Origin of the sequence: Streptomyces sp. NPDC048424 (assembly GCF_040651555.1) — a bacterium.
Lineage (GTDB): Bacteria > Actinomycetota > Actinomycetes > Streptomycetales > Streptomycetaceae > Streptomyces.
The window spans coordinates 62,745-85,423 of record NZ_JBEZKE010000031.1; the positions used below are offsets into that span (position 1 = coordinate 62,745).

At 73.8% G+C, this 22,679-nt stretch carries 23 protein-coding genes; 12 read left to right on the plus strand and 11 right to left on the minus strand.

Translation table 11 applies throughout. The annotated features are described in order from the left end of the window. Positions 1 to 38: 38 nt before the first annotated feature. Positions 39 to 935 carry an SGNH/GDSL hydrolase family protein gene (locus AB0D29_RS31540; protein ID WP_362858906.1) on the plus strand — a complete coding sequence of 299 codons (897 nt, stop codon included), beginning with the start codon at positions 39 to 41 and terminating at the stop codon, positions 933 to 935. A 107-nt stretch (positions 936 to 1,042) separates the two neighbouring features. Here the strand turns inward: AB0D29_RS31540 and AB0D29_RS31545 are convergent, their stop codons facing one another. Next, positions 1,043 to 3,502, minus strand: coding sequence for a glycoside hydrolase family 3 C-terminal domain-containing protein (locus AB0D29_RS31545; protein ID WP_362858908.1), 2,460 nt, complete (start codon positions 3,500 to 3,502; stop codon positions 1,043 to 1,045). A 151-nt stretch (positions 3,503 to 3,653) separates the two neighbouring features. On the opposite strand from AB0D29_RS31545, the gene AB0D29_RS31550 reads away from it, so the two are divergent. Further along, positions 3,654 to 4,232 carry a TetR/AcrR family transcriptional regulator gene (locus AB0D29_RS31550; RefSeq protein ID WP_362858909.1) on the plus strand — a complete coding sequence of 193 codons (579 nt, stop codon included), beginning with the start codon at positions 3,654 to 3,656 and terminating at the stop codon, positions 4,230 to 4,232. A gap of 9 nt (positions 4,233 to 4,241) precedes the next feature. Here AB0D29_RS31550 and AB0D29_RS31555 read toward each other — a convergent pair whose 3' ends face one another. Beyond that, a complete protein-coding gene (locus AB0D29_RS31555; RefSeq protein WP_362858911.1) occupies positions 4,242 to 4,892 on the minus strand; it encodes a hypothetical protein in 651 nt (216 codons plus the stop codon). Positions 4,893 to 5,044: 152 nt separating this feature from the next. On the opposite strand from AB0D29_RS31555, the gene AB0D29_RS31560 reads away from it, so the two are divergent. Next, positions 5,045 to 5,764 (plus strand): carbon-nitrogen hydrolase family protein, encoded by a 720-nt coding sequence (locus AB0D29_RS31560; protein WP_362858912.1) that lies wholly within the window; start codon positions 5,045 to 5,047, stop codon positions 5,762 to 5,764. A gap of 51 nt (positions 5,765 to 5,815) precedes the next feature. On the opposite strand, the gene AB0D29_RS31565 is transcribed toward AB0D29_RS31560, so the two are convergent. The 5 genes from AB0D29_RS31565 to AB0D29_RS31585 form a co-directional block, all read right to left on the minus strand. Further along, entirely contained in the window at positions 5,816 to 7,402 is a 1,587-nt protein-coding gene (locus AB0D29_RS31565) for a DUF2142 domain-containing protein (RefSeq protein WP_362858913.1), read from the minus strand. A gap of 13 nt (positions 7,403 to 7,415) precedes the next feature. After that, on the minus strand, positions 7,416 to 9,080 hold the full coding sequence (locus tag AB0D29_RS31570; protein ID WP_362858914.1) for a hypothetical protein: 1,665 nt from the start codon (positions 9,078 to 9,080) through the stop codon (positions 7,416 to 7,418). Between the two features lie 260 nt (positions 9,081 to 9,340). Continuing rightward, positions 9,341 to 10,177, minus strand: coding sequence for an EI24 domain-containing protein (locus AB0D29_RS31575; RefSeq protein WP_362858916.1), 837 nt, complete (start codon positions 10,175 to 10,177; stop codon positions 9,341 to 9,343). Between the two features lie 78 nt (positions 10,178 to 10,255). Continuing rightward, a complete protein-coding gene (locus AB0D29_RS31580; protein WP_030011104.1) occupies positions 10,256 to 10,678 on the minus strand; it encodes an organic hydroperoxide resistance protein in 423 nt (140 codons plus the stop codon). A gap of 64 nt (positions 10,679 to 10,742) precedes the next feature. Then, a complete protein-coding gene (locus AB0D29_RS31585) occupies positions 10,743 to 11,765 on the minus strand; it encodes an NADP-dependent oxidoreductase (protein WP_362858918.1) in 1,023 nt (340 codons plus the stop codon). Between the two features lie 96 nt (positions 11,766 to 11,861). Between AB0D29_RS31585 and AB0D29_RS31590 the strand changes: the two genes are divergently transcribed. Next, positions 11,862 to 12,287 carry a MarR family transcriptional regulator gene (locus AB0D29_RS31590; RefSeq protein WP_030711285.1) on the plus strand — a complete coding sequence of 142 codons (426 nt, stop codon included), beginning with the start codon at positions 11,862 to 11,864 and terminating at the stop codon, positions 12,285 to 12,287. A 45-nt stretch (positions 12,288 to 12,332) separates the two neighbouring features. Here AB0D29_RS31590 and AB0D29_RS31595 read toward each other — a convergent pair whose 3' ends face one another. Beyond that, positions 12,333 to 13,049: a hypothetical protein gene (locus AB0D29_RS31595; RefSeq protein WP_362858919.1), complete on the minus strand. Its 717-nt coding sequence runs from the start codon at positions 13,047 to 13,049 to the stop codon at positions 12,333 to 12,335. Between the two features lie 78 nt (positions 13,050 to 13,127). On the opposite strand from AB0D29_RS31595, the gene AB0D29_RS31600 reads away from it, so the two are divergent. Continuing rightward, positions 13,128 to 13,700 carry a hypothetical protein gene (locus AB0D29_RS31600; protein ID WP_362858920.1) on the plus strand — a complete coding sequence of 191 codons (573 nt, stop codon included), beginning with the start codon at positions 13,128 to 13,130 and terminating at the stop codon, positions 13,698 to 13,700. Here the strand turns inward: AB0D29_RS31600 and AB0D29_RS31605 are convergent. After that, positions 13,697 to 14,407 carry a triacylglycerol lipase gene (locus tag AB0D29_RS31605; RefSeq protein ID WP_362858921.1) on the minus strand — a complete coding sequence of 237 codons (711 nt, stop codon included), beginning with the start codon at positions 14,405 to 14,407 and terminating at the stop codon, positions 13,697 to 13,699. The two genes, AB0D29_RS31600 and AB0D29_RS31605, sit on opposite strands and share 4 nt — an antisense overlap. A gap of 211 nt (positions 14,408 to 14,618) precedes the next feature. On the opposite strand from AB0D29_RS31605, the gene AB0D29_RS31610 reads away from it, so the two are divergent. The 3 genes from AB0D29_RS31610 to AB0D29_RS31620 all read left to right on the plus strand — a co-directional run bounded on the left by AB0D29_RS31610 (position 14,619) and on the right by AB0D29_RS31620 (position 17,506). Next, positions 14,619 to 15,656: a rod shape-determining protein gene (locus AB0D29_RS31610; protein WP_030711274.1), complete on the plus strand. Its 1,038-nt coding sequence runs from the start codon at positions 14,619 to 14,621 to the stop codon at positions 15,654 to 15,656. Continuing rightward, a complete protein-coding gene (locus AB0D29_RS31615; RefSeq protein ID WP_362858923.1) occupies positions 15,653 to 17,242 on the plus strand; it encodes a GAF domain-containing protein in 1,590 nt (529 codons plus the stop codon). Before AB0D29_RS31610 ends, AB0D29_RS31615 begins: the two co-directional genes overlap by 4 nt. Positions 17,243 to 17,338: 96 nt before the next feature. Continuing rightward, positions 17,339 to 17,506: a hypothetical protein gene (locus tag AB0D29_RS31620; RefSeq protein WP_362858925.1), complete on the plus strand. Its 168-nt coding sequence runs from the start codon at positions 17,339 to 17,341 to the stop codon at positions 17,504 to 17,506. A 7-nt stretch (positions 17,507 to 17,513) separates the two neighbouring features. On the opposite strand, the gene AB0D29_RS31625 is transcribed toward AB0D29_RS31620, so the two are convergent. Next, positions 17,514 to 17,948, minus strand: coding sequence for an Lrp/AsnC family transcriptional regulator (locus tag AB0D29_RS31625; RefSeq protein WP_351294733.1), 435 nt, complete (start codon positions 17,946 to 17,948; stop codon positions 17,514 to 17,516). 69 nt (positions 17,949 to 18,017) lie between these two features. On the opposite strand from AB0D29_RS31625, the gene AB0D29_RS31630 reads away from it, so the two are divergent. From AB0D29_RS31630 to AB0D29_RS31640, 3 genes are all read left to right on the plus strand, one after another. Beyond that, entirely contained in the window at positions 18,018 to 18,803 is a 786-nt protein-coding gene (locus AB0D29_RS31630) for a LysE family transporter (RefSeq protein WP_362858926.1), read from the plus strand. Between the two features lie 88 nt (positions 18,804 to 18,891). Further along, the gene (locus AB0D29_RS31635; protein WP_362858928.1) at positions 18,892 to 19,533 is read left to right on the plus strand and encodes a hypothetical protein; all 642 of its coding nucleotides are present in this window, start codon (positions 18,892 to 18,894) and stop codon (positions 19,531 to 19,533) included. A 9-nt stretch (positions 19,534 to 19,542) separates the two neighbouring features. Continuing rightward, entirely contained in the window at positions 19,543 to 20,892 is a 1,350-nt protein-coding gene (locus tag AB0D29_RS31640; RefSeq protein ID WP_362858929.1) for a carboxyl transferase domain-containing protein, read from the plus strand. A gap of 414 nt (positions 20,893 to 21,306) precedes the next feature. Here the strand turns inward: AB0D29_RS31640 and AB0D29_RS31645 are convergent, their stop codons facing one another. Further along, the gene (locus tag AB0D29_RS31645; RefSeq protein ID WP_362858931.1) at positions 21,307 to 21,669 is read right to left on the minus strand and encodes a cupin domain-containing protein; all 363 of its coding nucleotides are present in this window, start codon (positions 21,667 to 21,669) and stop codon (positions 21,307 to 21,309) included. A 48-nt stretch (positions 21,670 to 21,717) separates the two neighbouring features. Here AB0D29_RS31645 and AB0D29_RS31650 point away from each other — a divergent pair, with 48 nt between their 5' ends. Beyond that, on the plus strand, positions 21,718 to 22,551 hold the full coding sequence (locus tag AB0D29_RS31650; RefSeq protein ID WP_362858932.1) for an AraC family transcriptional regulator: 834 nt from the start codon (positions 21,718 to 21,720) through the stop codon (positions 22,549 to 22,551). Positions 22,552 to 22,679 lie beyond the last annotated feature (128 nt).

Here is a 22,679-nt window from a genome sequence, read left to right on the forward strand (position 1 = left end):
CCCGAACGATGTGGGGGCGACAAGGAGGAGCCCTTCCCATGCGCACCACCGCTCCGCGCCCCCGCGCGCGCCGGATCCTCGCGGGCGCGGGCGCGGCGGCCGTGCTGCTGGTCGGCGCGGCGACGGGGTGCAGCTCGGGCGGGTCGGGCGACGGGGGCGAGCGCGAGGGGCGGTCCGCTCCCCGCTGGAACACCGCGCCGGCCTCGGTCGCGGCCGTGGGCGACTCCATCACACGTGGTTTCGACGCCTGTTCGGTGCTGGCCGACTGCCCGGAGGTCTCCTGGGCCACCGGGAACGACCCCGCGGTCCGCTCCCTCGCCGCCCGGCTGCTCGGGGACGCCGAGGTGCCCACCCGCAGCTGGAACTACGCGGTGACCGGGGCCCGGATGGCGGACCTGCAGGGGCAGCTGGCGGGGGCCGCCGCACACAAGCCCGACCTGGTCACGGTCATGGTGGGCTCGAACGACGCCTGCCGGCCCACGGCTTCGTCGATGACGCCGGTGGCGGAGTTCCGGGACGGATTCGAGAAGGCCCTCACCGGGCTCCGGGCCGCGTCCCCCGCCTCCCAGGTGTACGTCTCCAGCGTGCCGGACCTCCAACGGCTGTGGGAGCAGGGCAAGGACCTCCCGATGGTGCGGCAGATCTGGAAGCTGGGGATCTGTCAGTCGATGCTCGCCGATCCGCTGTCGGCGGCGACGGGGGCGACGGCCCGGCGCGAGCAGGTGCGGGCGCGGGTGGTCGAGTACAACGAGGTGCTGCGCGAGGTCTGCGCGAAGGACGAGCTGTGCCGCTACGACGGCGGGGCGGTGTTCCAGTACCCCTTCGCGGCGGATCAGTTGAGCCGCTGGGACTGGTTCCATCCGGGCAAGGACGGTCAGGCACGGCTGGCGGAACTGGCGCACCGCCAGGTGACGGCCGCCGAACCGCCGCGTTGACGACCCTGTGGTCGAAAGGTCCGGGGCGAGTGTCAGGGCTCGCCCCGGACCGGCTTTCAGGGGTGTTTCAGGGGTGATTTCCGGCCATTTCCGATGGTTACGGTGTGTTACGCGATGTCGAGCGTGGCCGTGAGCCGCGCGTCACCGTGCGAGTGGCTCGCGCGGACCTCGTAGGCGCCGCCGATCCGCCGCCAGCCGGAGGCCTCCTCGTCCCAGATCTCGAAGGCCCGGGCGGGCAGGGCGATCACGGCCTCGACGGTCTCGCCGGGGCCGGCCGTGACGCCCGTGAAGGCCGCCAGCCAGCTCGCCGGGCGCTCCACGGTGTCGTCGCCGACGGGGGCGAGGTAGACCTGGACGACCTCGCGGCCGGGCCGGGCACCGGTGTTGGTGAGGCGGACCCGGACCGTGTCGGCGGTGGCCTCCAGGGACTCGTACGCCCAGTCGGTGTAGCCGAGGCCGTGCCCGAAGGGGAAGGCGGGGGCCACGCCGTGCTTCTCGTAGGCCCGGTAGCCGATGAACAGCCCCTCGCCGTACTCCAGGCGCCCCTCGGTGGGGGCGACCTCGGTGACGGGCGCGTCCGCGAACCGCGCGGGCCACGTGGTGGGCAGCCGCCCGCCCGGCTCCGCGTCGCCGAGGAGCACGTCGGCCAGCGCGGCCCCGCCCTCCTGCCCGGGGAACCAGGCCAGCAGCACGGCGGCGACCTCCTCCCGCCACGGGAGCTCCACCGGGGAGCCCGCGTTGACGACGACCACGGTGTTCGGGTTGACGGCGGCGACGGCGCGCACCAGGTCGTCCTGGCGGCCGGGGAGGGTGAGGTCCTGCCGGTCGAAGCCCTCGGACTCCACGCGCTCGGTGGTGGCGACGACCACGACGGCGGTGTCGGCGGCGCGGGCGGCCGCCACGGCCTCGGCGATCAGCTCGTCGGCGTCGCGCCGCGGGCCGAGGTGGAGCAGCGAGAACATGATCGCCTTGAGCGGCAGCGCGGTCACGTCGGGGACCTGGTAGGTCAGCGACACCTCCACGGGCTCGCCCTCCGTGAGGGTGACGCGGGCGCGCTCGCTGGGGGCGCCGAAGAAGGCCTCGAAGGGGTCGGCCTCGTTGCCCATCTCCTGGACGCCCTCCCAGAGGGTCCGCCCGTCGACCGCGAGGCCGAAGGCGCCCAGTCCGCGGGTGCCGAAGGCGTGCTCGCCGCTCTCGCGCGGGAGGAACGTACCGCGGACCTCGATGCTCGCCATGGTCTCGTACGTGGCGCCGGCGGGCAGGTCGTCGCCGATCCACTGGACCTGGCCGGTCGGCAGGCTGCCCTCGCCGACGACGGCCCCGGAGGCGTCGCGGCAGACGGCGCGGAGCTCGAAGCCCTTGTCGGCGGGGACCAGTTCGTCGGAGGGGTCGGCGCCGACGGTGAAGGTCAGGGCCCCTTCGGGGAGGGCGGCGGTGAGGCCGTCGAGCGGGGAGACGATCCGCTCGGGGAAGACGGTGGCGCTGCCGCCGCCGAGGACGCGGGCGTCGCGGGCCGCGGCGCCGGAGAGGGCTACGGTGCGGCCGGCGGAGGCGTCGAGGGGCAGGGTGGCCCTGCCGTCGGGCGCGGCCTCGTTGCGTACGAGGACGAAGCCGCGGGCGGCGAGCTCGCGGGCCAGCGCCTGGCCGTCGACGGGGGCCGGGGCGCTCTCGACGACGGCGGGGGCGCCCTCCAGGGCGCCGACGCGGGCGGCGAGGCGCAGGATGTTGCGCACGGCATCGTCGACGACGGCCTCGGGCACCTCCCCGGCGCGGACGGCCTCGGCGAGGGCGGGCCCGTAGACGGTGGTGGGGCCGGGCATGGCCACGTCGAGGCCGCCCTCGATGTCGCCGGTGGTGGAGCGGGCCGCCATCCAGTCGGAGACGTTGCAGCCGTCGAAGCCCCATTCGCCGCGCAGGACCTCGTTCACCAGGTACCGGTGCTCGGTCATCGTCGCGCCGTTGACCTGGTTGTAGGCGGTCATGATGCCCCACGGGTGGGCATTGGCGACGATGGCCTCGAAGGGCGCCAGGTACAGCTCGCGCAGCGGGCGCGGGGCGATGACGGAGTCGACGGTGAACCGCTCGGTCTCGGCGTCGTTGCCGACGAAGTGCTTGACGGTGGTTCCGACCCCGCCGTCCTGGACGCCGTTCACGTAGCCGCTGCCGATGACGCCGGTGAGGTACGGGTCCTCGGAGTAGCACTCGAAGTGCCGGCCGCCGAGCGGGGAGCGGTGCAGGTTGACGGTGGGTGCGAGCAGGACGTGGACGCCCTTGCGGCGGGCTTCCTGGGCGAGGAGCCGGCCGGCGCGGCGGGCGAGCTCGGGGTCCCAGGCGGCGGCGAGCGCGGTCGGGGAGGGCAGGGCGATGGACGGGTCGTCGGCGGTCCAGCGCACGCCGCGGACCCCGATGGGGCCGTCGGACATGACCAGGGACTGCAGCCCGATCTCGGGGATCGCGGGCAGCGACCACATGTCCTGCCCGGCCAGCAGCCGGGCCTTGGTGTCGAGATCGAGCTTCCCGAGCGCCACCTCGACGACGCTGGTGCGGACCTGCTCGGCATCGGTCACGGCCGTGCCTCCTCATTGAGTGCGGTGCGGTGCGGTGCCCCCATCGTGGACCTGTTACCTGGTGAACGGTAGGGTTCGTAATCTGTTCGTAATCTCAAGGGATGCCGTACGGTCCTGCTGGCAGGAGTCGAACGGGAAGGGGCGCGGGGCGATGGTCAGGGCGAGGAGCGAGGAACGCCGCGGGGAGATCGTCCGCGCGGCCGTCGAGGTGATCGCGGAGCGCGGCTACCGGGGCGCGTCCCTGGGCACGGTCGCCGAACGCGTGGGCCTGACCCAGCAGGGGCTGCTGCACTACTTCCCGACCAAGGAGGCGCTGCTGGTCGCGGTGCTGGAGGAGCGCGACCGCTGGGACACCGGCGGCGGCTCGCGCGCCTCGGCCGACACCTGGCGCCTGGACCTGCTGGCCTCGCTGGTGGAGTACAACGCGATGCGCCCGGGCATCGTGCAGACCTTCTCGGCGCTGCTCGGCGAGAGCGTCACCGACGGGCACCCCGCGCGGGAGTTCTTCACCGAGCGCTACGCCCAGGTCCGGGCGGAGATGGCGGCGGTGCTCCGCGCCGAGTTCGGCGACCGCCTGCCCTCGGGCCTCACCCCCGAACAGGCCGCCCCCCTGCTGACGGCCGTCATGGACGGCCTCCAGTACCAGTGGCTGCTCGCCCCCGAGTCGGTGGACATGCCCGCCGCCTTCCGCTCCTTCCTGACCCTGCTACGGGGCCCTGCGCAGGCCTAGGAGCGCCGGCTACGGCGTGCCGAGCAGCGGGTCGTGGACCGGGCAGGAGGGCCGGCGGCGGGGCACCCGGTAGTACGCCCGGTCGCGGAGCCGGCCCGTCCAGGGCTGCGCGGTGGACGAGCGCCTGACGAGGAGGTGGCGGCTGCTGCCCGCCCGCAGGTGCCTGCGGTACTCGCCCAGCAGCGGGTCCACCGCCCCGAGGAACCCCCGTATCTGATCCTCCACCAGGCAGAACGGGCAGTCCGGGCCGGGCGGCAGGTGGAACTGCCGGCCCTGCGGCCGGGCGTCGTTGCCGAAGGCGGTGAGGACCAGCGCGCCGGTGTAGGTCACGCACACGCCCAGGACCTGGGGCCCGTCCGAGCTCGCGACGTGCTCCACGAGGTCACGGAAGCGGGCGGTGTCCACGCGCTCGACGCGTTCGAGGGCGGTCCGGGCCGCGGCGACGGTGTTGACCACCGCGGCCACCAGGGAGACCGCGATGACGGCCGGCACCGCCCACGGCGGCCCTTCGTCCCACATCAGCCACAGCAGCCCCACGTTGAGCACGACCATGAAGGCCACGGCCGCCCGCAGCCCCGTCCCGGACGTGCGGACGACCCGGTACGCGAGGACCAGGAAGGCACCGGTGAGGACGGGCTGGACCCAGTCGGGGGCCGTCACCGGGCTGAGCCGTCGCGTCGCATCGGGACCCCCCGCCCGCCGGAACCGTCGACCGCGCTCCGTGAGGGCGCGACTACAGCATCCCTCCGCCCCGCCGGTACGTCGACCCCCCGGAGAACCCGGCCGCGACAGGGTCCGGCATCCTCGGCCAAGTGAAGATCGCCGCAGCCCAGATGACCTGCATCCCCGCCGATGTCCACGCGAATGTCGCGCGGGCCGCCGTGCTCGCCGCCGCGGCCCGCGAACAGGGCGCCGAGCTGGTGGTGTTCCCCGAGCTCACGCTCACCGGATACGAACTGGACGCGCTGGCGGCCGATCCCGGCCTGTGGACCGCCGCCGACGACCCGCGTCTGGACCCGCTGCGCTCCGCCGGGATCGCCACCGCCGTCAACGTCGCCCTGCCCACCGCCGGTCCGCGTCCCGCCATCGCGACGCTGGTCCACGCCGCGGACGGCGCGCACGTGACGACGTACGCGAAGCAGCACCTGTTCCGGCACGAGCAGGACCTCTTCGCGCCCGGCACGGGCGACGGGCGTTTCGAACTCGGCGGGATCCGCTTCTCCTTGGGCGTCTGCTACGACAACCACTTCCCCGAACTCCCGGGCCGGGGCGCCGCCGACGGCTGCCGGGTGCACCTGGCGAGCTCCCTGTACGGGACGGGCGACGGCATCGGCGAGCGCGCCGCCGTGTACCCGGGCATCGCCAGGGACCACGGCCTGTACGTCGTCCTCGCCAACCACGTCGGCCCGGCGGGCCCGTGGACCGGCTGCGGCCGGGCGGCCGTGTGGGCCCCGGGCGGCACCCTGCTCGTCGAGGCGGACGACCGTACGCCGTCGGTGGTGACCGCCGAGGTCGCCGGCCCGCCCGCCTGACGGGGTGCGTCGGGCGGGGGCGCCTCGGGCGGGTTGCGTCAGGCGGGTGCGTCAGGCCGGCTCGGGCACCCGCACGGGGCGGTCCGCCTGCGGGGTGTCGAGGTCCGGGAGCCGCGGCGCGGCGGCCTTGCGGTCCGAGACCAGGGCGGGCACCACGATGACGAGCGCCGCCACCGTGTACACGCCGGTCCAGAAGACCCAGCCGCCGGGCGGGGCCCAGTGCGCCGAGGTCGGCACCCACGAGGCCTTGTTGCCGACGGCGAACCGGCGCAGCGTCCAGTAGAAGGCCGCCACGTTGGCCACCGCGAAGCCGCCGGCGGAGAGGCCGACCAGCCGGCGCAGGGGGAAACCGCGTTCGGGGACGCGGGTGGCGCAGATCAGTACGGCCATCAGCGGCAGGCCGACGGCGAAGGGCAGCAGGTAGCGGCCCTGCCACACCATGCCGATCCGCTCCGCCTCCGAGGCCTGCGCGGCCACCGGCACCATCACGACGGCCACCAGCATGCCGAGCACCGCCACCACGTCGCGCCGGTGGCCGTAGACCAGCGCCAGCACGACGAGCGTCGCGAGCACCCCCATCCACACCAGGTACAGCAGGGCCGGACCCGGAGTGTCCAGCCAGCCGAAGAAGCCGACCATCTGCTTGATGTACCAGTCGGTGTTGCCGAGGGTGCGCTTGGCGGCCACGGCCGCGGTGAGCGAGTCGGGGATGTCTATCTTCGAACGGTCCGGGTGCCTCGCCGCCCAGAGCAGCGCACCGGCCGTCGCCAGGCCCAGCAGGGCCGTCCAGAGCCACAGGGCCTTGCGGCGCAGCACCTGTCCCAGCACTCCGCGCCGCTGCGTCAGCAGCAGGCAGAAGACCACCGCGCCGCCGAACCAGATCAGTCCGAGCGGCCGGATGTTGATCAGCACCAGGCCGCCGACGCCCAGTCGGGCCAGCCGGCGGTTCAGCAGCACCGGGTCGGGTGACAGGACGATCGACAGCAGGGCCGTCCACACCAGGATCCCGGCGGCGATCTCGCCGCCGCTGGGGTTGAGCATGCCGGACATGTAGAGCGTCATCGGCGTGGCCGCGGCGAGCACGCCGAGGACCGCCACCGAGCGCCGCCGCCATTCGGCGGCCGTGACCACCGCGCTCGCCAGCAGGGCCGAGCAGAGCAGCGCCGACACGAAGCGCATGAGGTACAGCCCCTTGGGGCCGTCGACCAGCAGGCTCGGCCAGCCGGTCGCCAGGTAGTAGGCCGGGTGGTAGCGGCCGGCCGCCGTGGGCACCGTGACGATCTTCTCGGAGGCGCCGAGCGAGGGCGCGCAGGACGCGGGCTGGGACTGGCGCCAGGCGTAGCACTCGTGCACCGTGGCCAGGTTCCCGTACCACTGCGGGAGCTGCATCCCGGCCTCGGCGAACTGCCCGTCGATTCCCGCCACCCGGTGCGGGACCATCACCAGCGGTCCGCTGATCTGGCCCCGGGCGGCGGCCGCGGCGCGGACGAAGTGCGCGTGTTCGTCGGGAGAGCCGCCGATGGGGCTGGCGGCGGACCAGGAGCCCGCGAGGGCGAAGAACAGCGCGAACGAGATCAGCCAGAGCCGCCTGGGTGTGCCGGCGGACCAGTCGGCCAGCCGCGTCAGTGCGGAGATCATCGGTTCCCCCGGGTCATCGGATGAAGCTCAGCCAGCTCTGGTCGCCGTCTTTGGAACAGGTACCGCCGGGCGCGTACGTCGGGCAGCTGCCGTCCTGCTCCGTGATGGTGTGCGAGACCCACGGCAGGATCCGGTAGGTGTTCTCCTTGGCCGGCATGTAGCGGTCGGCCATGGAGGAGGACACGGTGCCGAGGAGCAGCAGCAGCGCGCACAGGGTTCCGATCACCGCGCCTTCGCGGCCGGGGAATCCGGTGCCCTCCGTGGTGCTCGCGGACTCGGCCCGGCGTGCGGCCATGCGCTGCGAGACCAGGTGGACGACCAGCGCGCACAGCAGCAGCCCGCAGTAGAGGAGCTGGTTGTTCGTGCGGGTGTAGAGCTGCACGGTCTGCGTCTCGTACATGTGCGAGGCGATGTACATGCGCATCACCCACGCGCTGATGAACATCGCGGCGACGGTGACCACCATCGGCCTGCGGAGGCCCAGCCAGATCGCGGCGCCGAGGCAGACGAAGGTGACCAGGGCGAACAGGCCGACCCCGCCGTACTCGCCGGGCGGCGGCCACTCGCCGACCTTGCCCGGCATGTCCGTGCGCCACATGAGGTAGTACGCCGGGTCGGTGAAGTTGTCGAACCGGAAGTTGTAGTCCTTGGTGGTCTGCCCCTCGGTCAGCATGACCGCGAGGTAGCGCCCGGCGACCACGAGGAAGGCGGCCAGGGACGCGCCGAGGAAGGCCGCGCCCTTGAGCCGGCCGAGCCGGCCGGTCCGCCACGGGAAGTACAGCAGCGCGGCGAACAGCACCCCCGCCGCGCTCCACAGGAACCAGCCCGAGTAGGTGAGGAACAGCACGCCGAGCAGCGCGCCGAATCCGGCGCCCTTGAGCAGGAGCGGCCGCCAGGCCTGCGTGCCGGTGCGGCTGAGCGACACCACCATCGCCACGAGGACCGGTACGAGGACCACGAGCACGGTCTGGCTGTACGGCTTGTACGCGTCGATCAGCGCGAAGGCCGGGGCCACGCCGAAGGCGAGGGCCCGGACCGGGCCGAGCAGCATGCGCCAGCAGAGGTAGACCAGCGGTCCGAAGGCGGCGGCGCCGAGGATCTGGAGGTCCTTGAACGCGTACGCGGTGTTGCCGCCGCGGAACCATTCGGCGTAGTAGCCGAGGGTGTAGAGGGGGGCCGGCGGGTAGACCGGCGAGCCCGAGGGGCGGCCGTTGGCCACCGCGTGGGCCCACTCGACGATGCGGCCGCTGTCGCCGTTGAGGCCGAACATCGGCCAGGGCGTCCCGTGGAGGGCGACGACCGCGCCGGCGGCGACGAAGCCGCTGGCCAGGCCCGCGAGGGCGGCGGCGGCGATCCGGGCGGTCAGGTCGAAGTGCCGGCCTCCCCGCAGCCGCATGACCAGCCCCACCGCGGCGATGAAGAGCAGACCGACGAGCGCGAACCGCAGCTGGATCGCGGCGAGGCCGCTGACCTGCGCGATCCGGTCCAGCGGGTCGAGCTTGAAGCGGACGGCCAGCAGGGGGAGCACGAGCGCCGCACCGAACGCGACGACGGCTTCGAGGAGCAGGAGCGTGCCGCGCGAACCGGGACCGCGCCGGACGGCGGGTATCGGGCGGGCGGGCGCGGCCGGTCCGCCCGGGGGCAGCACGGCGACCGTGCCCTCGGTACTGACTGTCACTGCGGTGTCCCTACTGCTGGTCGGTCCTCGGCCCGGCGGCCGGTCGTGGCTCGGCAAGCCGCTGCCCGGCTCCGGGGTTCTCCCGAGGCTCCCGGCCAGGGCGGACTGGGGGACAGTGAGAGACGGCCTCGGCACTTGCTGCCGCCATGCATACTACGGGCCCGCCGGGGGGTGACGGAGGCCGCCGGCCGATCACGAGTCGGCTACGCGCGGTCCGGAAGCGGATGGTTTGCACCCGACTTCCCCGGGGCTTCCAGGCGTTACGAGTACGCGGGCGGCGGCGGTCCGAAGCCGGCCGGGGCGGACGGGTCCTGCGGTGCGGCCGGGCCGCCCGGCGCCGCCCCGGCGGACGGGGCCTCGTCGACGGCCATGAGGTCGCGCGCCATCAGCGTGGCCCCCGCCACCGCGCCCGGCATCAGGAACACCGCGACCAGCGGGACCAGGAACGCCAGCACGAGCGGCACCCCGAAGCCGAGCACCAGCATCCGCCGCGAGCGCAGCAGTGCCAGCCGCTCGTGCAGGTCCACCTTGCGCCGCTGCAGGGCGACGGCGGTGAGCTCTTGGGTCAGGAAGTACCCGGAGACGCAGAACCCGAGCGCGGGGACCACGGTCTGCCCGACCACCGGGACGAAGCCGAGGGCGAAGAGCAGGATCCCGTACAGCAGGACCCGTCCGAGCACCTTCACGCTGTCGCGGGCCGAGATCCACAGCTCCCGCCAGAGCGGGAGACCGGACTGCGGGACCTCGCCGCCCTCGCTGCGGTCGACCTGCTCCGAGAGGGACTCGTAGAAGGGCTGGCCGATCAGCAGGGTCACGGCGGTGAAGGTGATCACCGCGAGGAAGAGTCCGAGGCCGAAGACCAGCGCGGTCAGGAAGCCGCGCAGGAGCCCGGTCCACGGCGTGGACCAGTCGTCGGCGAAGGGGGTGGCCCAGGCGGTCAGGTCGTCGGCCCCGTAGCCGAGACCGATCAGCGCGCCGGCGTAGAGGACCAGCGAGACGAGCCCGGGCAGCAGCCCGAAGCCCAGCCACCGGCCGTGCCGGAACACCCATCGCTGGCCGGCCAGCAGATACCGGAAACCCCCCGCAAGATCACGCATGGGGCCAGTTTAAGGCGGCCGTCCACGGCGAAGGCCGCCCCCCGGAGCGGGGGGCGGCCTTCGCTGAGCGGTGCCGGATCAGACGGCGAGCTCGACGGTGATGTTGCCGCGGGTCGCCTTGGAGTACGGGCAGACCTCGTGGGCCTTCTCGATGAGGTCCTTGGCGGTGGCGGCGTCCACGTTCGGGATCACGGCGGAGATCTTGACGATCAGGCCGAAGCCCTCGTCGTTCTTGCCGATGCCGACCTCGGCGGTGACCGTGGAGCCGGAGATGTCGGCGTTCACGTTCTTGGCGACGACACCCAGGGCGCCCTGGAAGCAGGCGCTGTAGCCGGCGGCGAACAGCTGCTCCGGGTTGGTGCCGGCGCCGCTGCCGCCGAGCTCCTTCGGCGGGTTCACGACGACGTCGAGCTGGCCGTCGTTGGTGGCGACGCGACCGTCACGGCCGTTCTCGGCGGTGGCTACGGCGGTGTACGCGACGTCGGACTGCTGGATGGACATGTAAGGAAATCCTCCTGGTAATCGCCGCGACTCGCGCCCACGGTCACGACGGTGTGCAGTGAGCCTAACCGGTGAAAGAAACGATCATCTTTCCGGTGTTCTCGCCGCGCAGCATGCCGAGGAAGGCGGACGTCGCGTTCTCGACGCCCTCGACGACCGTCTCGTCGTACCGGAGCTCACCGGAACGCAGCCATCCGGCGACGTCCTGGACGAACTGCTGCTGCAGTCCGGCGTGGTCGTTGACGAGGATGCCCTGCAGGCGCAGGCGCTTGCCGATGACCTGCATGAGGTTGCGCGGGCCGGGGGCGGCCTCGGTGTCGTTGTAGCCGGCGATCGCGCCGCACAGGGTGGCGCGGCCGTTCACCTTCATCGAGGAGATGGCGGCCTCCAGGTGGTCGCCGCCGACGTTGTCGAAGTAGACGTCGATGCCCTCGGGGGCCGCGGCCGGCAGCTGCTCGGCGACGGGGCCGTTCTTGTAGTTGAAGGCGGCGTCGAAGCCGTACTTCTCCGTGAGCAGCGTCACCTTGTCGTCCGAGCCGGCGGAGCCGATGACGCGGGAGGCGCCCTTGATCTTGGCGAACTGGCCGACGAGGCTGCCGACCGCACCGGCGGCGCCGGAGACGAAGACGGCGTCGCCCTCCTTGAAGGAGGCGACCTCGAAGAGGCCGGCGTAGGCGGTCAGGCCCGGCATGCCGAGGACGCCGAGGTAGGCGGAGAGCGGGGCGAGCGAGGCGTCCACCTTGGTGGCGAACTTCGCGTCGAGCTCGGCGTACTCGCGCCAGCCCAGGTGGTGCAGCACGTGGTCACCGACGGCGAAGCCCTCGGCGGCGGAGGCGACGACCTCGCCGACCGCGCCGCCCTGCATCGGCTCGTCCAGCTGGAACGGCGGGACGTAGGACTTCACGTCGTTCATCCGGCCGCGCATGTAGGGGTCCACGGACATGTGGAGGTTGCGCACGAGGATCCGGCCGGCAGCGGGCTCGGCGGACACGGGGACCTCGCGCAGGGCGAAGTCCTCGGCTACGGGCCAGCCCTGCGGGCGACGGACGAGGTGCCACTCGCGGCTCACGGCGGGGATCTCAGACATGGGGATGCTCCTGGTAAGAACGAAATTGGTTCACTAGGTGAAACAACCATGCGCCTGGATATTTCATGTTGTCAAGTAAATGGGTAAGCTGGATCCATGCCCAGTCGTCGCGTAGACCCAGTGACCGTCGAGGTCGTCGAACTCATCGGCGACGTCGTGGCCCGCTATCACATGGAGTACGAGCACGCGGCCGCCAGCCACCAGCTGACCGGCGCGCAGGCCAGGGTGCTCAACATGCTCTCCCTGGAGCCGACGCCGATGCGCCGCATCGCGCAGAAGCTGAGGTGCGAGCCCTCGAACGTGACCGGGATAGTCGACCGGCTGGAGACCCGCGGCCTGGTCGAGCGCCGCCCGGACCCGGCCGACCGCCGGGTCAAGCTGGCCGCCCCCACCGAGGAGGGGCTGCAGACCGCGGAGCGGCTGCGCGAGTCGCTGGACTTCGCCCGCGAACCGCTGGCCGGGCTGTCCCCGGCGGAGCGGGCGGTGCTGCGGGACCTGCTCAAGCGGATGCTCGGCGGCTAGGCCCTCTCTTTCGGATCCTGCCCGACCCGGCGGGGCGCTCCCGGGTCAGTCGCCCCAGCAGAGGATGCCGAGGAAGCCGCAGTCCTTGGGCGGCGTGGGGCTGGGCGCCGGCGGGGACGGGGTCGGCGTCTGCGCGGAGCCGGTGATGCTCTGGGAGGGCTTGCCCGAAGAAGTGGGCCGTACGGATCCCACCGGGCCGGGGGTGCCGGTCGGCGGCCCCGAGGTCACGGGCGCGGGCTCGGGGGCGGACGAGCTCGGACCCGGCGCGGCAGCGCTCCCGGAGGGTTCCGCGGACCCGGACTTCTTCGTGCCCGCGGGGGCCTTGGCTGTGGCCTTCCCGGGCCCCGTGGGCGCCCCGGCCGTCGGCCCGTCCGGCAGCGGCGCGGGCTGCTGCGGGCCGTCGTCGGTCAGCACCACGGTGGCGGCCCGGTCGGTGCGCTGCCCGTCGGTGGCGAGGTTGGCCACCGCCAGCGAACCCCCGAGCGCGATCGCCAGGCCGAGCCCGATGGTCAGCACGGTGCGGCGGCGTCTTCGGTGCGTGGCCCGGCGGCGCGCGCCCTGCCTGCGCTCGTTCGGGGCGGACAGCTCGACCAGCGAGTCCGCGAACACGTCGGCCAGGACCGGCGGCGGCTCCGGGGCCGGCGCCGCGGGGGCGGGCACGGCTACGGGCGCGGCGGGTACCAGGTACTCGGCGGGGGTTCCGCATCCGGCGCACGCCAGTGCGCCGTTGAGGTGCCTCCGGCATGCGTGGCAGTAGTTCATGGCGCCCGCAGGCTACGTGGTCGGCGGCAACATCCGTATTCCGAGAACGTAAGGATCCTGTGTGGAATCGTTCCTTCCATGACTTCCTTCGGTCCCACCGCCTTCCAGTTGGTGCTGTTGCGGCGGATGTCGGATTTCCAGCCGGATCTCGCCGACGAGGCCCGCCACCGGCTCGGCGCCTCGCTCGCGGACCAGCGGGAGGCCAACAAGCACTGGCAGGCGATGGTCAGGTCGCCCCGCTCCCGCGGGGCCCTGGCCCGGTACCGCTCGGTGCTCGGCCCGCCGGAGTCCGCCGAGCGCCGCACGATCGGCGATCTGGAGTGCGAGGCCCTGCTGTGGCCGCTGCCGCTCTGGCCCGATCTGCGCTTCGAGGTGCTGGCCGCGCCGGACGGGGCGGTGTGGAACGAGTGGCTGGTGCGCGCCCCGGGCGCGCGGGGGCCCGTACTGGAGTCGCCGGACGACCTGCGGCCCTGGTCGGCCACGGTGGACGAGGTGGCGCGGGCCTTCGCCCCGGTCCGGCCGATGGAGGGCACCGCCCCGACCCGCTGGCGCCTCGCCTTCGCCGCGCGGGGCAGGCCGTGCGTGGCGGAGTTCACGTACGGCCTGCTCCAGCGGGTCGCGGTGGAGGGCGCCCAGCCCGGAGGGGCCTAGGAGGCGAGGAAGGCGCGGACGCCCGCCGAGGTGCCGTCGTCGCCGAGCAGGTCGTTGTGCTTGAGGCAGCCGACGGTGGTGTTGGCGGCTCCGGCGAGCGGGACGCTGTCGTCCGGGTTGACCACTTCGTCGCAGTTGGACCAGAAGGTCGCGTACTTCACCGCGCCCGGGGTCTCGTCCCCGCCGTTCAGGTTCTTCACCACGTACGACCCGGGGGTCATGTCCCGGCAGGCCTGGTCCCACAGGGCGCAGGCCCACGCGGTGGAGGTGCCCCGGTTGGGGCCGGCCAGCGAGACCCAGTGGTCCACGGTGGCGGTGCCGCCGCCGAACTTCACGTACCAGCGGCTCACGAGCGAGCCGAAGGAGTGCGCGACGACGTCGACGCGGGCGGCCCCGGTGTCCCGGCGGACCTGGTCGACGTACGCGCCGAGCCGCCCGGCGAGGACCTCGTTGACGGACTGGTGGGTGTCGTAGCCCCAGGAGAAGAGCTCGGAGTCGGCGTACCCGGCGGCGCGCAGGTCCCCGCGCAGGGCTCCCCAGACGCCCGGATCGGCGTTGTAGCCGTGCACGAAGATCACCGGATTGCGCGATGACGCCCGGTCAGGGGCCGGGGCCTGGACCCGGTCGGCGGCATGGGCCGGGAAGGGCGCCAGCAGCGCCAGGCAGAGCGTCAGGAGTGCCAGCAGTCTCTGTCGGGCCGTCAGCATCGAGTCCCCTTTACCTTGTTACGCGTGAGTAGCGCGTGCGGTGCGGGCATGGTGCTGCCTGTCGGTACAGAAATCCACCCCCATGCAGGCGCGGCGCACCCCCGGCCGGAGCAGCCCAACGGGCGGTTAGACCCAAATGTCCGAGATGATATGAAAAGTGACCGGCATTTCCGCCGGTCCTCTTGCGTCAGCGCTCTCGGGAGGATCTGCCGTGACCGTCAGTCTTGAGCAGTTGCGCCGCTGCCACGTCGCCGTCGACCTGGGGGCGGCAAGGACCCGCGTGTACGTCAAGGGCGCCGGCCTCGTGGTCGACGAACCCAGCGTCGCCGCGGTCAACACGCGCACCGGCGCACTCATCGCCGTCGGAACCTTCGCCGAGCGGATGACCGGCCGCACGCCCGACTACATCCGGGTCGTACGCCCCGTCTCCGGCGGCACCGTCGTCGACATCGAGATGGCCCAGCGGATGCTGCGTCACCTCCTCGGCGAGAAGCTGCGGCGCGCCCTGCGCCGCAAGCCCCGGCTGCGGGCCGCCGCCTGCACCCCGCACGACGCGGACCCGCTGGCCCAGCGGGCCACCGTGGAGACCCTCGTCGGACTCGGCGCCCGACGCGTCGAACTGGTCGACACCCTGATCGCGGCGGCCGTCGGCTGCGGACTGCCCGTGGAGCAGCCGACCGCGACGATGATCATGGTGTGCGGGGCCGCGGCCACCCAGGTCGCCGTCCTCTCCCTCGGCTCGATCGTGACCGCCGAGCGGATCCCGGTCGGCGGCGAGGCCATCGACCACGCGGTCGTCCAGCACCTGCGGCACGCGCACGAGCTGATGCTGCCCAGCCAGGCCGTCCGACCGCTCCAACTGGCCCTGCACGGCAACGGCATCACCGCAGAAGGACCGGCCTCCACCCTCATCCACGGCCGCGACGTGGCCACCGGACTGGCCCGCTCCGTCCACGTGGACACCGCGGCCGTACGGGACGCCATCCACACGCCGCTGACCGCCGTCCTCGACGGCATCGGCAAGGTGCTGCGGGACTGCCCGCCGGACCTGGTCGCGGACCTGACGGACCGGGGGATCATGATGGTGGGCGGCAGCGCCCTGCTGCCGGGCCTGGACCAGATGCTGCGGGACGCCACCGGAATGCCCGTCGCCATCGCGGAACGGCCGGACGTGTGTGCCGTACTCGGTCTCGGCGCGATGCTCGAAGGGAAGATCGCCCCCATGGTCCTCAACCCACTGGCCGAATGACGCGCTCCGGGCAGGAGCCCGAGGAAGGTCCCGGCGGGAGGCCGGACGAGGAAGGGGCGAGCCTCCCGGTGCTGCTGGAGGCCGTCCTCAGCGTCGGCTCCGAACTGGAACTGCACACCACCCTCCAGCACATCGTGGACTCGGCCGCCGAGCTGTGCTCGGCGCGGTACGGCGCGCTCGGGGTCGTCGACCCCGAGCGCGCCCGGCTGACCGGGCTGTTCACGGCCGGGCTGACCGAGGCGGAGCGGGCCGCGATCCCCCGCCTCCCGGACGGGCGCTCGGGGCTGCTCGGCGTCCTCATCGGCGACCCGCGCCCGCTCGTACTGGACGACCTCACCCAGGACCCCCGGGCCGCCGGATTCCCACCGGGCCACCCACCCATGCACAGCTTCCTGGGCGTCCCGATCCGGGTGCACACGCAGGTCTTCGGCAACCTCTACCTCACGGAGAAGCGGGGCGGCGGCCCGTTCACCGACGAGGACCTCGCCCTGGTGCGCGTACTGGCCTCACAGGCGGGCATAGCGATCGGCAACGCCCGGCTGTACGAGACCGCGCGCCGCCGCGAGCGCTGGATCGACGGCGCCGCCGCCGTGACCACGACCCTGCTGGCCGGCAGCCCGGCGGCCGACGCCCTGATGTGCGTGGCCGAACGGGCCCGGCTGCTCGCGGACGCGGCGGCCGGCGTGGTGCTCCAGCCGACCCCCGAGGGCGGCATGGAGATCGTCGCCGCCTCCACCCACGGGGACCCCGGCGACCTGGTCGGCACCGCGATCGCCCCCGGCAGCCCGGTCCTCACGCAACTCCTCGGCGGCGAGCCGGTCTTCATAGAGGACTCGGCGACGGACCCCCGGATGACCACGCACGTGCGGGAACGGTTCGGCCCGAGCATGATGCTGCCCCTGCAGAGCGGCGGCCAGCTGATCGGCACCCTGGCCCTGCCGCGCGCCCGGGGCGGCCCCCCGTACGACGCGGTGGACCGGCTGCTCGCCTCGCAGTTCGCCTCCCAGGCCGCGCTGGCCCTCGTCCTCGCGGACGCCCAGCACGACCGGGAGCAGCTCGCCGTCTACGAGGACCGCGACCGGATCGCGCGGGACCTGCACGACCTCGTGGTCCAGCGGCTCTTCGCCACGGAGATGATGCTGGAGAGCACCCGGCGGCGCGCCGCGAACGCCCCCTCCGGGGACACGGTGGGCGACGAGCTCAGCCGCGCCGTCGACGAACTGGACTCCACCATCCAGGAGGTCCGCACGGCCATCTTCGCCCTCCAGCAGCCCCCGACCGACGCCCCGACGACCTTCCGGGGGCTGGTCCTGCGCGAGACGGGCGGGGCGGCCGTCCTGCTCGGCTTCCAGCCGTCGGTGCACTTCGCGGGCGCGGTGGACGCCCTGCTGCCGGATCCGGTCGCGGGCGAGCTCCTGGCCGCCCTGCGCACCGCCCTGGCCGCGGCGCACCGGCGCAGCGGGGTCACCTCCATCGAGGTGGGGGTCGACGCGAACCCGTCCCGCGTCCGCCTGACGGTGGCGGACGACGGCCGCACGGAGTCGGGCACGCGGGGCACGTCGGTGACGTGGGAGTCGGCGCTGTAGGAGGGCGGGCGGCCGTCCGCACGGCAGCAGCGCAAGGAGGAGAAGCGGCAGGCGTCCGAGGCGAAGAAGGCCGCCGAGGCGGAGACGGCGCAGCAGGTGGCCGACGCCGAGTTCGTCCGTGCCGAACTCGAACGCTGCCGGGAGCGGGTCTGCCGCCTGGAGGAGCGCCTCGACAAGGTGCGCGAGGAGGCCGACCCGGCCCGCCGGGAGCGCGGTGACCTCGCCCTGGAGATCGAGCGGCACCGCGTCGGGCACAAGCCGTAGGGGGACCTCAGGCCGGGCGGTTGGCGGCGCGGAGGGCGAGCCGGGTGTTGGACTGGGCCACGCCCGCCTCCCGCTTCAGCCGGCGGAGCAGCCCGTCGAGGGCGGCGGGGTCGGCGGCCCGGGCGCGTACGAGGTAGTCGTGCTCGCCGGTCACGTGCACGGCCTCGGTGATCCCGGGGAGCTTGGCGACCTTCCGCTCGAACTCCTCGTTGGTGGTGTCCTGGCGCAGGGTGACGTCGATGAAGACGACGAGCCCGCCGGCGGTGTCGGCGGCCGGATCCACCACGACGGTGAACCCGCGGATCACCCCCTCCCGGCGCATCCTCCGTACCCGGTCAGCGGTGGCGTTGGCGCTGAGGCCGACGCGGACACCGAGGTCCCGGTACGAGATCCGCGCATCCTCCTGCAGGATGCCGAGGATTTCCCTGTCGAGGCGGTCCATACCGCGATTCTCTCAGCCGGGCCCGGTATTCGCGCGCATCCCTCGGGTGCCGGGGCCGACCCTCTCCGTATGAGCGAACTGATGACACCGGCCCTGGCGGGCGCGGTCGCGGGCCTGGGCGTGGCGATGCCGATGGGAGCGATGAGCGTCCTGCTGCTCCAGGAGGCCATGCGGCACCGCCGCACGGCGATGGCCGCGGCCGCGGGCATCGCCGTGGTCGACCTCGGCTACGCGGCCCTGGCCACCGCCGTCGGCCCCTGGGTGGCCTCCCACGTCTCCCCCATCGAAGCCTGGGTCCGCCTCGCCTCGGCCGCCATCCTCCTGACCATCGCAACCCGAGGCCTCACCTCCGCACCCCGCCCTTCACCCCCAGCCCCGCCGGGGGCAACTCCAGCCCCGCCGCACCATCCAGCCTCGCCGGCGTTTGAGGCGCGGGGTCCGGGGCGGAGCCCCGATCTCTCAGCCTCGCCGGCGTTTGAGGCGCGGGGTTCCGGGGGCAGCGCCCCCGGCAACGGCGCGGCACCCGGCCCGGAAACCCGCACCGGCACGCGCCCCGCGGCAACGGCCTTCGCGCGCTACATCGGCCTCACCGCCCTCAATCCCACCACCGCCCTCTACTTCGCCGCCCTCACCACCGCCCAGGGCGCCACCCTCCGCACCGGCCCGGCCGGAGCCGCCTTCCTCCTCGGTGTCGGCGCCGCCTCGCTCCTCTGGCAGCAGACCCTCGTCGTGCTCGGCTCGCTCGCCGGCGCCCGGATCTCCGCCACCGCCCGCGTCTGGACCTTCCGCCTCGGCTACGGCCTGGTCGCCGCCTACGCCCTGAAGATCGCCTTCCCCCTCCCCTCCATCGGGTGAGGCGGTCCGGGAGGACTCAGGGACGCCTCGGGGTGCCCTCCGGGTGATGCCGGATACGGCCCGGCACCCCGCCGAACATGATCAGTGCATGACCAATCCAGCACGGGGACACCGCCGCACGACCGTCACACGGGCCGCCTTCATCACCGCACCCCTGTGCATGCTGGCCTACGGGCTCATCCGGCTCAGCGACCCCGACCACGGTCCGGGCCCCGCCTGGGCCGCGGGCCACATCGCACTGCTCGCCGGCGTGTCGCTGTTCGCCGTGGTCTTCCCGGCCCTGCGCCGGACGGCCGAGCCCACCACCCGGGCGGGCCGGCTCAGCGCGTCCGCCGCTACCCTGCTCGGCCTCGCCGGCACGCTGGCGGTCGTCGCCCAGGCCGCCATCGACCTCGTCGTCGGTTTCCGCGCCGCCGACCGGCCGGGCATGGAACGGCTCTTCGAAGAGGTCCAGAGCCACCCGGGGGTACTGCCCGCCGTCTACACCGTCGGCCCGATGCTCTTCTACGTCGGACTCGTCTGGCTCCTGGTCCAGCTCGCCGTCCGGCGTCGCATCAGCCCCTGGCGCCCCGTCATGGTGGTACTGGGCACGGTCACCACGGCCGTGAGCCTCGACCTGCTGCCGCTCGCCGCCCTCCTCTTCGCCGCGGCCCTCATCCCCCCGGCCCGCCCCCTGGACGTCCCCCTCCCCCTCGGCGGCGCCCGGACCCCTCACGGAGACACCCCCTAGGGTGACCCCGTGACGACGACCCGCCTCTCGGCCCGCGCGGCCATCGCCTCCGTGACCGACGCCGGCAGCTTCGCCGAACTCCCCGCCCCCCGAAGGGAGTCCCCCGCCGACGGCCCCCTGGCCTGGACCGGCTACGACGACTCCCGCGCCCGCGCCACCGACCGCACGGGCGAGCACGAGTCCGTCGTCGTCGGCACCGCCCGCATCGGCGGCCGCGAAGCCACCGTCATCTCCTTCGAGTTCGGCTTCCTCGGCGGATCCCTCGGCGAACGCACCGGGGACCGGCTCGAAGCCGCGTACGCCCACGCCCGCGAGCACCGTCTCCCCCTCGTCTCGCTCATCGCCACCGGCGGCTCCCGCATGCAGGAGGGCATGCTCGCGCTGACCCAGCTCCAGCGCGTGGCCCGCCAGAGCGTCCTGACCCGGGCGGCGGGCCTCCCCCAGCTGGCCGTCTTGCGCGATCCGACCACCGGCGGCGGCTGGGCCACGCTCGGCGCCGGGGCCGACGTGGTCCTCGCGCTCCCCGGTGCGCAGGTCGGCTTCGCCGGCTCCCGGGTGCGCCCGGCGGACGCGGATCCGGCGGCGTACTCCGCCGAGGGCCAGTACGCCGCCGGCCACGTGGACGCCGTGGTCCCCGCCGCCGAGCTGCCCGGCGCCCTCGCCGACTGGCTGCGCGTGCTGGCCGCGCCCCGTCCCGCCGGGCCCGTCGAACCGCCGGCCGCCCTGGCCGACACGGCGCCGCCGACCACCGGCTGGGACGCCGTCCGCCAGGCCCGCCACCCGGACCGCCCGCACGCGCCGGCGTACCTGGACGCGTACTTCGAACTCCGCCTGCCCCTCTCCGGGGACCGGGCGGGCGGCACCGATCCCGGCATGCTGTGCGGATTCGGGCTGCGGGAGGGCCGGGCCGTGGCCTACGCCGCCCAGTGCGGCACCGCCACCCGCCCGGCGGGCTACCGTACGGCGGCCCGTGTCATCCGCCTCGCGGACCGGCTCGGCATCCCCGTGCTCACCCTGGTGGACACCCCGGGCGCGGCCAACGACGCCGCCGCCGAACACGCGGGCGCGGGCGCGGCCATCGCCGACACCTTCGCCGCGCTGGCGGGCGCCTCGGTCCCGGTCACCACCCTGCTGATCGGCGAGGGCGGCTCGGGCGGCGCCCTCGCCCTGGCCGCGCCGGGCAACACCTGGGTCACCCCGGACAGCTACTTCTCGGTCATCGCCCCGGAACTGGCGGCGGCCATCCTCAAGCGCCCCCCGTCGGCCGCCCCGGCCACCGCGGACCAACTCCGCATCCGCCCCCAGGACCTGGTGACCCTGGGCGTCGCGCGCGGCATCGTGGGCGGAGAGCCGGGCTAGTCGCCTGCGCCGGTTGCCTCCGGCGGTTCGGCAGGGGTGGGGCCGGTTGTGCCGGTTGGCTGCGCCGCTCGGGCCGTACGCGTGGGGGCCGGTTGTGACGGGGCCGGGCGCGCGCCGGGGTGTCTCCTCGGGCGCCGAACGTGTCGGGAGGTCGGAGAGCTCGGCGGCAGTGCGTTCGACGCCCTGCGGGGATCACCCCGACACACACCCGACCCCGCCCCAACCGGCCCGCTTCGATCCCAGCCCAGCCAAATCCAGCCCCGCCGCACCAAATCCAGCCTCGCCGGCGTTTGAGGCGCGGGGTCCGGGGCGGAGCCCCGATCTTTGAGCGGCACCCGTCCAACCCCGCCGCACCATATTCAGCCTCTCCGGCGTTTGAGGAGCGGGGGCCGGGGCGGAGCCCAGGGCGTTGGGTTAGGCGTCGATCGGGGCGCGGGTGCGGGAGCCGCCGGCGGTGCCCGTGTTGGTGGTGCCCGTCGGTTCGAACAGCAGGATCGCCGCCTCCTCGTCCGCCGCCGGGCAGTGCTCCACCCCGCGCGGGACGACGTACATCTCGCCCGGCCCCAGCACCACGTCCCCGTCGCGCAGGCGGATCGTCAGGGTGCCGCTGATCACGAGGAAGAGCTCGTCGGTGTCCTCGTGGCTGTGCCACACGAACTCGCCCTGGAGCTTGGCCGCCTTGACCTCGTAGTCGTTGATGCGAGCGATGCGGTGCGGGGCCCACTGCTCGGTGAAACCGGCCAGCTTCTCGGCGATGTTGACCTTGTGTGTCGTCATGTGGACAGGCTGCGGTACGAGCGGGCGGCGGTCTTGTACGTTCCTGACATGGTCGCGATACGTCCGCGCAGTGCGGTCTCCGCCTGGCAGCCGCCGGTCCCGGGGATCGCCGAGGTCTTCCACGCCCGGTTCACCGACCACGCCTATCCGGCGCACGTGCACGACACCTGGGCGCTGATGATCCTGGACGGCGGGCGGGTCGACTTCGCGCTGGACCGCGAGCGGCACGGCGTCGGGCTGCGGGACTCCGTGGTCCTGCTGCCGCCCGGGGTGGTCCACGACGGGCGGACCGTCACCGCGGCCGGATTCCGCAAGCGGGTCCTCTACCTCGACGCCTCCGTCCTGCCCGAGCGCCTCACCGGGGCCGCCGTCGACGCCCCGCTGCTGCTCGACCCGGTGCTGCGGGAGCGCGTCCACGGGCTGCACCGGGCGCTGGGCGCGCGGGAGCTGCCGGCCGGGGCCGTCGAGCGGCTGGAGGCGGAGTCACGGCTGGCCTTCGTACGGGAACGGCTGCACCGGTGGCTCGCGGGCCGCGCCCCGAGGGCGTACGGGGCGCCGGGCGCGGGGCTCGCCGTACGGCTGCGCGAGCTGATCGACGCGCGGGTGACCGAGGGGATCGGCCTGGAGGAGGCCTCGGCGGAGCTGGGCCACGTCCACCCCACCCATCTGATCCGGAGCTTCCGGACGGCGTACGGGCTGCCGCCGCACGCGTACCTGACGGGGCGGCGGGTGGCGCTGGCGCGGCGGCTGCTGCTGGCGGGCATGCGGCCGGCCGAGGCGGCGACGGCCGCGGGCTTCTACGACCAGGCCCACCTGAACCGGCACTTCCGGCGGCACGTGGGGATCAGCCCGGCGCGCTTCGCCCGATCCGGCCGGATGTGAAGGCGGACCGGGCCGGTTGGGGCGGGGTCGGGCGTGTGTCGGGGTGATCCCCGCAGGGCGTCGAACGCACTGCCGCCGAGCTCCCCGACCTCCCGACACGTTCGGCGCCCGAGGAGACACCCCGGCGC